The organism is Streptomyces sp. AM 2-1-1 (assembly GCF_029167645.1).
Classification (GTDB): Bacteria; Actinomycetota; Actinomycetes; order Streptomycetales; family Streptomycetaceae; genus Streptomyces.
In genome coordinates this window covers 4676285-4688536 of the sequence record NZ_CP119147.1, presented here as the reverse complement: position 1 = coordinate 4688536, position 12252 = coordinate 4676285, and the positions used below count along the sequence as shown (strand labels likewise).

9 protein-coding genes are annotated in these 12252 nt (G+C 72.3%); 5 read left to right on the top strand and 4 right to left on the bottom strand.

The window, feature by feature from the left end; genetic code table 11:
• Window positions 1-342 precede the first annotated feature (342 nt).
• From aspT (PZB77_RS20530) to PZB77_RS20520, 3 genes are read left to right on the top strand one after another with little or no spacing between them, the layout of a single operon-like run.
• A complete protein-coding gene (aspT, locus tag PZB77_RS20530; protein WP_275494074.1) occupies window positions 343-2019 on the top strand; it encodes an aspartate-alanine antiporter in 1677 nt (558 codons plus the stop codon).
• Window positions 2020-3723: an aspartate-alanine antiporter gene (aspT, locus tag PZB77_RS20525; RefSeq protein ID WP_275494073.1), complete on the top strand. Its 1704-nt coding sequence runs from the start codon at window positions 2020-2022 to the stop codon at window positions 3721-3723.
• 40 nt (window positions 3724-3763) lie between these two features.
• Window positions 3764-5419, top strand: coding sequence for a bifunctional aspartate transaminase/aspartate 4-decarboxylase (locus PZB77_RS20520; protein ID WP_275494072.1), 1656 nt, complete (start codon window positions 3764-3766; stop codon window positions 5417-5419).
• 9 nt (window positions 5420-5428) lie between these two features.
• Here the strand turns inward: PZB77_RS20520 and PZB77_RS20515 are convergent, their stop codons facing one another.
• Window positions 5429-6121, bottom strand: coding sequence for a FadR/GntR family transcriptional regulator (locus tag PZB77_RS20515; RefSeq protein ID WP_275494071.1), 693 nt, complete (start codon window positions 6119-6121; stop codon window positions 5429-5431).
• A 176-nt stretch (window positions 6122-6297) separates the two neighbouring features.
• Here PZB77_RS20515 and PZB77_RS20510 point away from each other — a divergent pair, with 176 nt between their 5' ends.
• A complete protein-coding gene (locus tag PZB77_RS20510; RefSeq protein WP_275494070.1) occupies window positions 6298-8064 on the top strand; it encodes a 2-isopropylmalate synthase in 1767 nt (588 codons plus the stop codon).
• A 48-nt stretch (window positions 8065-8112) separates the two neighbouring features.
• Here the strand turns inward: PZB77_RS20510 and PZB77_RS20505 are convergent, their stop codons facing one another.
• Both PZB77_RS20505 and PZB77_RS20500 read right to left on the bottom strand, forming a co-directional pair.
• A complete protein-coding gene (locus PZB77_RS20505) occupies window positions 8113-9051 on the bottom strand; it encodes a fused MFS/spermidine synthase (RefSeq protein WP_275494069.1) in 939 nt (312 codons plus the stop codon).
• Window positions 9052-9174: 123 nt separating this feature from the next.
• Window positions 9175-9690: a hypothetical protein gene (locus tag PZB77_RS20500; protein WP_275494068.1), complete on the bottom strand. Its 516-nt coding sequence runs from the start codon at window positions 9688-9690 to the stop codon at window positions 9175-9177.
• A gap of 242 nt (window positions 9691-9932) precedes the next feature.
• On the opposite strand from PZB77_RS20500, the gene PZB77_RS20495 reads away from it, so the two are divergent.
• A complete protein-coding gene (locus tag PZB77_RS20495) occupies window positions 9933-11309 on the top strand; it encodes a tetratricopeptide repeat protein (protein WP_275494067.1) in 1377 nt (458 codons plus the stop codon).
• Between the two features lie 64 nt (window positions 11310-11373).
• On the opposite strand, the gene PZB77_RS20490 is transcribed toward PZB77_RS20495, so the two are convergent.
• Window positions 11374-11970, bottom strand: a complete 597-nt coding sequence (locus tag PZB77_RS20490) for a histidine phosphatase family protein (protein WP_275494066.1) — start codon at window positions 11968-11970, stop codon at window positions 11374-11376.
• Window positions 11971-12252 lie beyond the last annotated feature (282 nt).

The window sequence follows — 12252 nt, the reverse complement described above, 5'->3', positions numbered from 1 at the left end:
CAGAACACGCCAACCCTCAACGAGCCCTACCCGCTGGCCGGTTCTTTACCCGGTCCGAGCGTCAGGGGTCCCGCCGAAAAGTGAACAGGGACCCCGCCCGAAGCAATCACGAGCGCCGACTGTGGCCCGATCGTGTTCTTTCCTCGAAGGCCGCACGATCTTCCCCCACCGCCCCGCGGGACCCGCCGGGTCGCGCAGGAGGGGCGGGACGCGCAGGAGAGAGCTTCTCGCAACCAGGGGGCGCCGCCCCGCCGCGCCGTCGCCGTGCCACCTCTCCGCACCCTTGGTACTTTCTCCCCTATGTCACTCATCATCACTTTTGCCCGGCGAGGCTGACGCGGTATGGGGGTTCTCCGCGACCACCCCGAACTCGCCCTCTTCCTCTGTCTCGCCCTCGGCTACCTGGTGGGCAAGGCACACGTCGGGCCGATCACCCTCGGCGGCATCTGCGGCACGCTGATCGTCTCGCTGCTCCTGGGCACCCGGCACGTCAGTGTCGACGACGACGTCAAGACGGTCTTCTTCGCCCTCTTCATCTTCTCGCTGGGGTACATGGCGGGGCCGCAGTTCTTCGCCAACCTGAACCGCGGCAGCCTGCGGTACTTCGCTCTCTGCCTCATCGAGCTGGTCTGCGTGCTCGGCATCGCGTACGGGCTGGCCAAGGCCTTCGACCTGGACGTCGGCACCGCGTCCGGCATCCTCGCCGGGGCCGCCACCGAGTCCGCGGTCGTGGGTACGGCCACCGAGGCCATCGGGAAGCTCAGCGGCCTGACCGCCGAGCAGGTCGGTCAGTACCAGGGGCACGTCGCCACCGCGTACACGGTCTGCTACCTCTTCGGTCTCATCACCATCGTGCTGCTGACCAGCCAGATCATGCCGATGCTGCTGCGCATCAACCTGGCGGAGGCCTCCCGCGAGCTCTGGGAGCGGATGCGCGGCGGTTCCTCCGGACTGGAGTCCGACGAACGGGAGGCGCTGCCCAGCACGGTGGGCCGGACCTACCTGGTGACGCTCGCCGACGGGCGTACCGTGGGCGGGCTGGAGCAGGCGCTCGGTGGCCGGGTCACGGTCGAGGGCGTCAAGCGGGGCAGCAAGCTCCTGACCCCCTCCCCCGGCCTCGAACTCACCCTCAGTGACCTGGTCCAAGTCGTGGGGCGGCGGTCGGCCATCATCGACGCGGGGCGTGAGATCGGCCCCGAGACACCCGCCATTCCGGGGCTGGACACTCCCCTCGCCACCAGCCAGGTCGCCGTGACGGAGAAGGCGACGCACGGCAGGTCCATCGACGCCCTGGAGCGTACGCACCCCGAGTTCCGCGAGGACGGGGTCTACATCACCGACGTCGTCCGCAACGACCAGCACCTCCCGGCCACCGGCGAGACCACGCTCTACCGGGGTGACGTCCTCACCCTGGTGGGGGCGCGGAACGGCCTGAAGAAGGTGGTCGCGAAGATCGGGGCGGTGGTCAAGAACGATTCCACGGACTTCATCTACCTGGGGCTCGGGATCGTGGCCGGCTCCCTGCTCGGCCAGATCGTCGTCCACGCCGGGGACATCCCCCTGTCGCTCGGCACCGGCGGCGGCTGTCTGATCTCGGGCCTGCTCTTCGGATGGTTCCGCTCGCGCAGACAGACCTTCGGCGCGTTCCCCCCGCAGGCCGCGACGACCTTGAAGGACATGGGGCTCGCCGTCTTCATCGCGTGCACCGGGCTGGCCGCCGGACCGCAGGCCTGGCCACTGCTCAAGGAGTACGGCGCCCTGCTGCCGCTCGCCGGCATCGCCATGGTGCTGGTGCCCGCGACGCTCTCCCTGATCATCGGCCGAAGACTGCTGAGGATCGAGAAGCCGCTGCTGATCGGTGCCATCGCCGGGCAGCAGTGCTCCACGCCCGCCATCACCGCTGTCACCCAGGTGGCGCAGAGCTCGGTGCCCCTGCTCGGTTACACGATCACGTACACCCTCTCCAACTTCCTGCTGCCGTTGACCGGACCGATCCTCGTCGGCGTCCTGGGGGCCTGAATGATCGACTTCCTGAACCGGAACGTCTTCCAGCCCCACCCCGAACTCCTGGTCTTCCTGGTGGTCGCCCTGGGCTTCCTGCTGGGAAAGGTGCGTTACCGCACCATCGCCCTGGGCGTGGTCACCGGCTGTCTGGTGGTCGGGCTGGTGCTCGGCGCGCAGTTCGGGATCCAGATCGACGACACGGTGAAGAACCTCTTCTTCATCATGTTCCTGTTCGCCCTCGGTTACCGCGTCGGGCCGCAGTTCTTCCGCGGTCTGCGCAGGGACGGCCTCCCCCAGGTGCTGAACGCGGTCGTGGTCTGCGTGTCCGGGCTGCTGGTCTCCTGGCTCTTCGCGAACCTGCTGGGGTACGGCCCCGGGCTCGGTGCCGGCCTGATGAGCGGGGCGCTCACCCAGTCGGCGGCCATCGGTGTCGCGCAGGACGCGATCGGCTCGCTGCCGGGGCTCTCCTCCGCCCAGGTGAAGTCCGAGGAGAACCTGGTCGCCGTCGGGTACGCCGTGACGTACCCCCTCGGCACGATCCTCTGCGCGATGCTGCTCGCCAACGTGCTGCCACGGCTCTACCGCCGCGACCTCGCCGAGGAGAGCGCCGAACTCGCCGCCGAGCTGGACGCCCCCGACGAGAACCCCGACGAGGGCGCGGGCTACTACGAGGTGGTGCTGCGCGCCTACCGGGTCGAGCGCCCGGACCTCGTCGGCCGGAGCGTCGAGGACGTCGAGCGGCAGCAGCGGGGTTTCGGGCGCCGCATCTACCTCACCGCGGTCCGGCGCGACGGCACCGTGCTGGAGCCCTCGCAGGAGCGGCTCCTGGAGACCGGCGACACCGTCGCCGTCAGCGCGCTCCGCCACGACCTCGTCGACTTCGACGCCCGTACGCACATCGGCCCCGAGGCCGACGACGTGGAGCTGCTCGGCTACCGGACCGAGTCCTTGCACGTCGTCGCCTCCCAGAAGGCGCAACTCGGCCGGACGATCGAGGAGCTGCGCCGGGAGCCCTTCATGGTCGGGGTGTACGTCGACCGTCTCTACCGGGCGGGCTCGGAGTTCCCCTACCGGCTGACCACGCGGGTGGAGCGGGGCGACACCCTCGTCCTGACCGGCCCGGAGCGCCTCGTCGGCCCGGCCGCGCAGGCGATCGGCAAGCCCGTGCCGACCAGTTTCGCCACGGACATGGTCTGGGTCGGGCTCGGTGTCTTCCTCGGCGGCTGTCTGGGCATCCCCGCGCTCACGGCGGGCGGGGTACCGATCTCGCTGTCGACCTCGGGGGGCGGCCTCATCATGGGGCTGGTCTTCGGCTGGATCCGCGCCAAGTACCCGACGTACGGCAACGTGCCGCCGGGCGCGCAGTGGTTCATGGACACCCTGGGGCTGTGTGTCTTCGTGGCCGTCGTCGGCATCAACGCCGGACCGAGCTTCACGAGCGGTCTCTCCGAGGCCGGCTGGGGCCTGCTGTTGCTCGGTGCCGTCGCGACCGTGGTCCCACTGCTCGTGGGCTTCCTGTTCGGGCACTACGTCCAGCGCATCCGTTTCCCCGTCCTGATGGGCGTACTGGCCGGCGGCCAGACCACGACGGCGGCGATCGGAGCGCTCAACGAGACGTCGAAGTCCCAGATCCCGACGCTCGGCTACACGATTCCCTACGCCGTCGGCAACGTCCTGCTGACCGTGTGGGGCGCCGTGATCGTCCTCCTCAACCACTGACGCACCCTCGACCTCCGACCCACCGGAAAGGGACACCGCCATGCCCAGGACCAGCCTCAGCCGGGAAGAGATCCGGTCGTACGCGCGGCTCAGCCCGTTCGAACTCAAGGACATGTTCATCCGGATCGCCCAAACCTCGCAGAGCGACCGGCCCGGCCAGAAGGGTCAGGCGATGCGCGCGATGCTCAACGCGGGCCGGGGCAACCCGAACTGGGTCGCGACCGGGCCGCGCGAGGCGTACCACGCGCTCGGTTACTTCGCGCTCTCCGAGTGCAAGCGCGTCTGGACGGCGGACAACCTCGGCGGGATGCCCGAGCTGAAGGGCTGCGCCGAGCGGTTCGCGTCCTTCGCGCGGGCTCATCCCGACCTGCCGGGGATGGAGCTGCTCCAGGCCTCGTTCGAGCTGGCGGTGAAGCGCTTCGGCTTCGATCCCGACGCGTTCGTCCACGAGATGGCGGACTCGTCGATCGGCGACAACTACCCGGTCCCGGACCGGATCCTGCACCACACGGAGCGGATCGTCCGGGCGTACGTGGCCGACGAGATGTTCGACCACAGGCCGCCCCCGGACCAGAACCTGAGCCTGTTCGCCACCGAGGGCGGCACGGCCGCGATGTGCTACATCTTCGACTCGCTGATGAAGAACGGCATCCTGGCGAAGGGTGACCGCATCGCCCTGATGGTGCCGGTGTTCACGCCCTACCTGGAGATCCCCGAGCTGGACACGTACGACTTCGACGTGGTGCGGGTGGAGGCGAGCCTCTTCACGGAGACGGGTGTGCGGCAGTGGCGCTACCCGGAGGAGGAGGTCGCCAAGCTGGCGGATCCCTCGGTGAAGCTCGTCTGCTGCGTCAACCCGAGCAATCCGCCCTCGCTGGCGCTCTCCCAGCGGGTCGCCGACCAGATCGCGGGGATCGTGGCGGACGCGAACCCGCGTCTGATCGTGGTGACCGACGACGTCTACGGGACGTTCGTGGAGGGGTTCCGCTCGCTCGCCGCCGATCTGCCGCGCAACACCCTGCTGGTGTACTCGTACTCCAAGCACTACGGCGCGACGGGCTGGCGGCTCGGCGTGATCGGTCTGCACGACGACAACGTGATCGACGAGATGCTGGCGGCGCACTCCCCAGAGTGGAAGGAACGGCTCGACCGGCGGTACGGGACGCTGTCGCTCGAACCGGAGAAGATCCGGTTCATCGACCGGCTGGTGGCCGACTCCCGTCAGGTGGCGCTGAACCACACGGCCGGGCTCTCCCTCCCCCAGCAGGTGATGATGGTGCTCTTCTCGCTCTTCGACATGCTGGACGAGGGGCAGGCGTACAAGCACCGGATCCGCGCCATCGTCCAGCAGCGGCTCGAACTCCTGCTGGAGGGGGTGCACATGAAGATCTCGGAGGACCCGAAGCGCGCGGCGTACTACATCGAGCTGGACCTGCTCGCGGAGGCCGAGCGGGTGCGGGGCAGGGCGTTCGCCGACTTCCTGGAGCAGAACTACGAGCCGGTGGACCCGCTTTTCCGGCTCGCCGAGCAGACCGGGGTGGTGCTGCTCAACGGCGGCGGTTTCGACGGCCCCGAGTGGTCGGTACGCGTCTCCCTCGCCAACCTCGACGACCTGGACTACCTCCGGATCGGCCACCACCTGCGGGTGATCTTCGACGAGTACGCGCAGGAGTGGCAGGAGGCCACCGGCACCTGAGGGCGCCGCTCACGCACCGCGCAGCAGGGCGAGGGTGGCCTCCAGGTCGGCCGTGGTCAGCCGCCCGGCCGCCTCCCCGTCCCCGTCCACGACGGCGCGGACGAGCGCCGCGTGGGTGTCCTCGCCGTGGCCGGGGTGCTCCGCCCGCAGGTCGAGCAGATCGACCAGGTCGATGAGCCCCTGGCGCAGCGCCGGGGCGAACTCGCCGAAGAGGTCGGTGAGGACGGGGTTGTGGGCGGCGGCGACCACCGCCCGGTGCAGGGCGATGTCGGCGTCGACGAACTCCGCGTCGCCCCACCCACTGGCGGCCCGCCGGGCGTCCATGGCCCCCTCCAGGACGGTGATGTCGTCGTCGGTGCGGCGTTCGGCGGCGAGCCGGGCGGCCTGCACCTCGATGAGCATGCGGACCTCGTAGATGTCGGTGACCGACGCCCGGCGCAGCCGGGCCGGCCAGTCCTCGTGGGGGCGGTCGGCGACGACGAAGATGCCGGCGCCCTGGCGGGACTGGAGCATGCCGGTCGCGGCGAGAGTGCGGACGGCCTCACGGACGGTGGAGCGGCCGACGCCGAGGGTCTTGGCGAGGGTGGTCTCGCCCGGGATCTTCGTGCCGACGGGCCAGTTGCCGCCGGTGATCTGTTCCCGCAGATGGGCGGTGGCCTGGTCGACGAGCGGGCTGGGGCGGAGGGGGCCGAGGGAGGACACGCGTTCACCTGTCGGGTTGTCTGAAGACTTGAAGTGTGGCTACTGTACCGGCATGACGCTCAGCGGTCTCCTTCTTCTCGGCTGCCGCGGCGGGGCCTGAAGCGACCGGCACCCCGCCGCGGGGTGCCGTGCCGCGCCGGTCGCGTCCGGCGACCCCAGAAGGAACTCCCGTCCCGATGCCCACGACGCACAGCTTCCCCACCCTCCGCACGCCGCGCGGTCCGGTGCCCGCCGGATCCCCCGCGTGGAACCCGCAGCGGGCGAGCTCCATGCCCTCGCACCGCTACCGGTCGGCCTTCGACCGGGTGAACGTCCCCGCAGTGGAGCGCCGTTGGCCGGACGCGCGGATCGAGAAGGCGCCCCTGTGGGTCCCCGTCGACCTGCGTGACGGCAATCAGGCGCTGGCCGAACCGATGGACACCCCGCGCAAGCGGCGGATGTTCGACCTGCTGGTCACCATGGGGTTCAAGGAGATCGAGGTCGGCTACCCCTCCGCAAGCCGGACGGACTTCGACTTCGTCCGCCATCTGGTGGAGAGCGACGCAGTCCCGGAAGACGTGACCCCCGTCGTCTTCACCCCGGCCAGGCCGGAGCTGATCGAGCGGACCTTCGCGTCGGTGGCCGGTCTGGACCGGGCGGTGGTCCACCTCTACATCCCGACCGCCCCCGTCTGGCGCGACGTCGTCCTGCGCCGGGACCGCGCCCAGCTCTGGACCACCGTGCGGGAGGCGGCGGAGCTGATGGACCGGCTGGCCGGGGAGCGGTCCGCGACGACGATCCGGTTCGAGTTCTCCCCCGAGGTGTTCGTGCTGACCGAGCCGGACTTCGTCCTGGAGGTCTGCAACGGGCTGACGGCGCTCTGGGACGCCTCACCGGACCGTCCGGTGATCCACAACCTGCCCGCCACGGTGGAGATCGCGACACCGAACGTCTACGCGGATCAGATCGAGTACATGCACCGCTCCCTGGACCGCAGGGAGTCGGTGATCCTCTCCGTCCACCCGCACCACGACCGGGGCACCGGGGTGGCCTGCGCCGAACTCGCCGTACTGGCCGGGGCGCAGCGGGTGGAGGGCTGCCTCTTCGGCAACGGCGAGCGCACCGGCAACGTCGATCTGGTGAACCTGGCCCTGAACCTGCACTCCCAGGGGGTCGACCCGATGGTGGACTTCTCGGACATCGACGAGATCCGCCGCACCGTCGAGCACTGCAACCGGCTGGCGGTGCCGCCGCGCCACCCGTACGCCGGCGACCTGGTGTACACCGCGTTCTCCGGCACCCACCAGGACGCGATCAGCAAGGGGTTCGCGCACCACGAGCGCACCGGATCACCGACCTGGGAGGTGCCGTACCTGCCGATCGACCCGGCGGACGTGGGGCGCGGCTACGAGGCGGTCATCCGGGTCAACAGCCAGTCCGGCAAGGGCGGGATCGCCCATCTGCTGCACTCCACCCACGGGGTGGACCTGCCCGGCCGGATGCGGGCCGACTTCTCCCGCACGGTGCAGAGGGCGACCGACGAGAGCGGCGAGGAGGCGACCGCGAAGGACCTGTGGGAGCTGTTCACGGCGACGTACCTGACCCCGGGCCGGGACGGCCGGCTCGCGCTGGAGGAGTGGACCACCCGTCCCACCGAGGGCGGGGAGCACCGGTTCGTGTGCATCCTGCGCACCGAGTGCGGCGGCGGGGAGAGGACGGGCGACTTCGAGGGCACCGGCAATGGGCCCCTGTCGGCGTTCGTCCGCGCGTTGGCGGGCGCCGGTCACGAGGTGGAGATCCTCGGCTTCACCCAGCACGCGACGAGCGGCGGCCAGGACAGCCCGGCGATGGCGTACGCGGAGTGCCGGGTCGGCGGCCGGGTGGTCTGGGGTGCGGGCCGGGACACCTCGGTGCTGACGGCCTCGGTCCTGGCGGTGCTCTCGGCGGTGAACCGGGCGGGGTGAGCGGGGCCGGTCCGGGCGGCCGCGGAGCCGCGGCCGCCCGGCCGCGGCTCAGTCGAACGCGTGCGGCGGGGGCGCCGGGGACGCCTTGGCGGCCGCGTCGGTGACGACGGTGGCCCCGCCGGTGAAGTCGGCGAGGGCGCGGCCGTGTTCGACACGGCCGGGGTGCGGGTCGGTGGCGACCCGGCGGGTCAGTTCGGCGACGGCGAGGGGCCGGTCGGAGGCGACGAGGACCGCGTTGCCGAAGCGGCGGCCGCGCCAGACGGTGGGATCGGCGGCGAGGGCGAGTTCGGGGAAGTGCGCGGCGGCGGTGGCGATCTGGCCGCGCAGGTGCGCGAGCGGCGGGCCGTCGGCGAGGTTGGCGACGTAACTCCCGCCCGGCCCGAGCACCCGCCGTACCTCGGCGAGGAACTCCGTGGTCGTCAGGTGCGCGGGGGTGCGGGCTCCGCCGAACACGTCGGCGACGACGAGGTCGGCCCAGCCGTCGGGTATCTTCCCGAGCCCCGCGCGGGCGTCCAGGGCGCGGACCCGGACCCGCGCCTGCGGGTCGAGCGGGAGTTCCCGGCGGACGAACGCGACGAGCGCGGCGTCGATCTCGACGATCTGCTGGGTGGAGCGGGGGCGGGTGGCGGCGGTGTAGCGGGCGAGGGTGAAGGCCCCGCCGCCCAGGTGCAGGACGTGCAGCGGGGTCTGCGGGGGTGCGGCGAGGTCGATGACGTGGCCGATCCTGCGCTGGTACTCGAAGGAGAGGTACGCCGGGTCGTCGAGGTCCACGTGGGACTGCGGGGCCCCGTCCAGCAGGAGGGTCCAGGCGTTCGGCCGTTCCGCGTCGGGGGTCAGCTCGGCACGGCCGCCGTCGACCGTCGCGGTGCGCGCCTCGCGCCCGCGCCCCGACCGGTCGGAACGGCCCGGCCGCTCGGCCCGGTCCGTCGTCCGCCCGGCGCGGTTGCCGGGCTTCGCCTTCCCCGCCGCCCCTCCTCGACGTGCCACGTCCGTCCGCCCTCGCTGCTCGGTCCGGCCGGCTCCGCGTCCTGGTCGCGCGGGGGCCGGCTGGGGCGGGGGCACCGCCGGGAAGGATCCCGGGACGACCCCGCCCACCTGGACATTATGGGCTCAACGGCAGTTGTCGGCCGCTTCGATCATCCGGGCCGCCTGGTCGAGCGCGGCCCGCAGAGCGGCAGGGTCGGTGACCGGGGCGTCCTCGGCCGGGGGCAGCAGCCAGTCCGTTCCGGAGAGCGGCGGCCCGTCGGCGGCGATCGGTCCGGCGCCCGGTCCGGCGTCCGCGGCGAGACTCGCGGGGAGGCGCAGCCCGCGGCCCTCGGTGCTCGTACAGGCGCTGCCCGGGACGTCCCAGCCCGCGGCGGTGCCGTGCGGGACCAGGAAGCCGACGGTGTCACCGGACCCGTCGTGGAGCACGGGTCCCACCGCGACCAGGGCGGCGCCCCGGCGGAGGATGTCCACGGCCTCCAGTCCTTGCCGGGCGGGAACGGTGACGAGATCGCACGGGTGTGCGGCGCACCCCCCGATCGGGGCGGATGTCGCGTGCGGCGGAACGGCCGGCGGCGCCCCCGCGTCCTTCGAGGTGGCCGCAGTGGTCCATGGGCCGGTCTCCGTGCCGAGGTGAAGCATGGGAACCCCTCCTGTCTTCGCCGTACGGAGCCACGCCCCGTCTCCGCATGGACCAACGGCCCGACCACGTCAAGGGCTACGGTGCCGAGCCGCCGCAAAGGGTGGCAGTTCATGGCGGATCATGGCCGAAATGCCCTCGTTTGTCGCGAAACGCTGCATGAACGGCCCGTCACACCAGGTACGTTCTTGCTCCGCCGGGACACCTGAGGCATGCGCCCGGCTGCACCAGAGAGGGCCACGCCATGGTGTCGTCACGGGCCGTTCCCAACCTCGTCTTCCGCCGGCTGCGCGGACAGCGCTCGGCGGGAGAGTTCGCGGCAGCCGTCCGCAGGGCCGCCCGGGAGATCGGGGAGCAGGTCGCCTGTGACGCCCGTTACATCGGCCGCGTGGAGTCCGGCGAGATCCGGTGCCCGAACTACGCGTACGAACGGGTCTTCCTGCACATGTTCCCCGGCGCCAGCTTGGGGGACCTGGGCTTCCCGGACCGGGAGAGCGTGCGCGGGCGTTCGGCGCGCGCCCGCCTTCCGGCGGGGACCTGGCGGGACCTGGCCGGCAACCCGGCCGCGGCCCTCTCCGTACCCAGCGACATCGAGGAGAGCGACGTGCTGCGTCGCGTGTTCATGACGAGCGGCACCACCAGTGTGGCGGCCGCGTCGATCGGGATCGGCGCCCACCGGGCCGCCGGAACCCCGGTCGTCCTGCCCGCCCAGCGACGGGCGGGCGAAGCCGAGGTGCGTTCCGTGGAGGAGGCGGTGCGCGAGATCCGCGTCCTCGACGACCAGCACGGCGGCGGCGGGCTCCACCGCCGCGCCGCCCAGCCCCTGCGGGCCGCGTACGCCCTGCTCGACTCGGGGGTGCCCACCCGCCGTGCCACCGCCGACCGGCTGCACGCGGGAGCCGGTGAACTGGCCCTCTCGGTGGGCTGGCTGGCGCACGACTCCGGCCGGTTCGAGGACGCGCGTTCCTACTACGCGGAAGCGCTGGCCACCGCCCGGGTCGCGGGGGACGACGCGCTCGAGGCGCACGCCTTCTGCAACACCTCGTTCCTGGCCCGGGACGCCGGGCGGCCGAGGGAGGCGGTCCAGGCGGCGGAAGCCGGACAGCGGGCGGCCCGTTCGGTCGGCTCGCACCGGCTGCTGGCCCTGCTCGCGCTGCGCGAGGCGGGCGGCCGGGCGGGGCTCGGCGACCGTACGGGCTGCGACCGGGCGATCGCGCGGGCCCGGTCCGCGTTCGAACGGGGGCCGGCCGAGCGCGACCCCGAGTGGATGACCTTCTTCCGCGAGGCGGAGATGCACCTGCTGGAAGCGCAGTGCTGGTCGGCGCTGGGCGACTGGCCCCGGGCGACCCGCCACGGCCGGCGGGCCACCGCCCTCCAGGACCCGCACTTCACCAGGAACCTCGCGCTCTACCGCGCCCAGTTGGCCGGAGACCTGGCGCGGGCCGGTGCGGCGGACGAGGCGGTCCGCTCCGCGCACCAGGTGCTGGACCTGCTGGACCGGGTCAGGTCGTCGCGCATCCGGACCATGCTGGCGGGCACGGTACGCGTGCTGGCCGCCGACCGGGGCGCGACCGCGGTGGCGGGCCTGCTGGAGCGGTACACCGCCGCGCGCCAGGACTGAGCCCGGGCCCCGGCGGCGGTGGCCGGCGGGCCCGCACCCGCCGGCGCCCCCGCGCCGGCCGTGCTCAGCGTTCCAGGTGGCCGGTGTCGTTCCACCGCTCGACGGCGGGCATCCCGTAGGCCCAGCCCAGCACGGAGAGCGAGGTCGGCTCCAGCCGGATGCGGGCGCCGAACATCAGGTCCTCGCCCAGCCAGCGCGCGGCGAGCGAGCGCAGGATGTGGCCGTGCGCGAAGACGAGCACGTCCCGTTCCCCGGAGCGCACCCGTTCGACGACCCCGTCGGCACGCGCGGTCATGTCGGCGGTGGACTCCCCGCCGGGCACGCCGTCGCGCCAGATCAGCCAGTCGGGCCGGTCCGCCTTGATCTGCGCCGGGGTGAGCCCCTCGTACTCCCCGTAGTCCCACTCCATCAGCGCGTCCCAGTTCTCCGCGCGGTCCCCGAAGCCGGCCAGGTCGCAGGTCTCGGAGGCCCGGACCAGCGGGCTGGTGCGGACGTCGGTGTCCGGCAGCCCGGACCAGGGGGCGCGGTGCAGCCGCTGCCCCAGCAGCTCGGCGCCCTCACGCCCGGAGTCGAGCAGCGGGATGTCGGTCCTGCCGGTGTGATTGCCCTGGACCGACCACTGGGTCTGGCCGTGCCGGGCGAGCAGGATGCGCGGTGCCATGTGCGGGCTCTCCCTGAGAACTGGGGGACTGCGGTGGGCGCTCCGGGACCACGGTGTCCTGCGCCGGGAGGGACACGCTCGCGCCTTCGGGCGGTGCGTCTCGTCCCCCTCCATCATCGCGTACGGGCGTGCGGACCTCTCTGCGGGGCACCCGGCACAGAAGGCGGGGGGACCGGGCAACCTCCCGGCCCGTCCACACGTCCCCCTCTGCGCGGCACCCCGGCCGGTGGCGGCTCCGTCCACCCGGCCGGCCGGGAAGGGGCGGGCGAAAAGGCCCCCCGG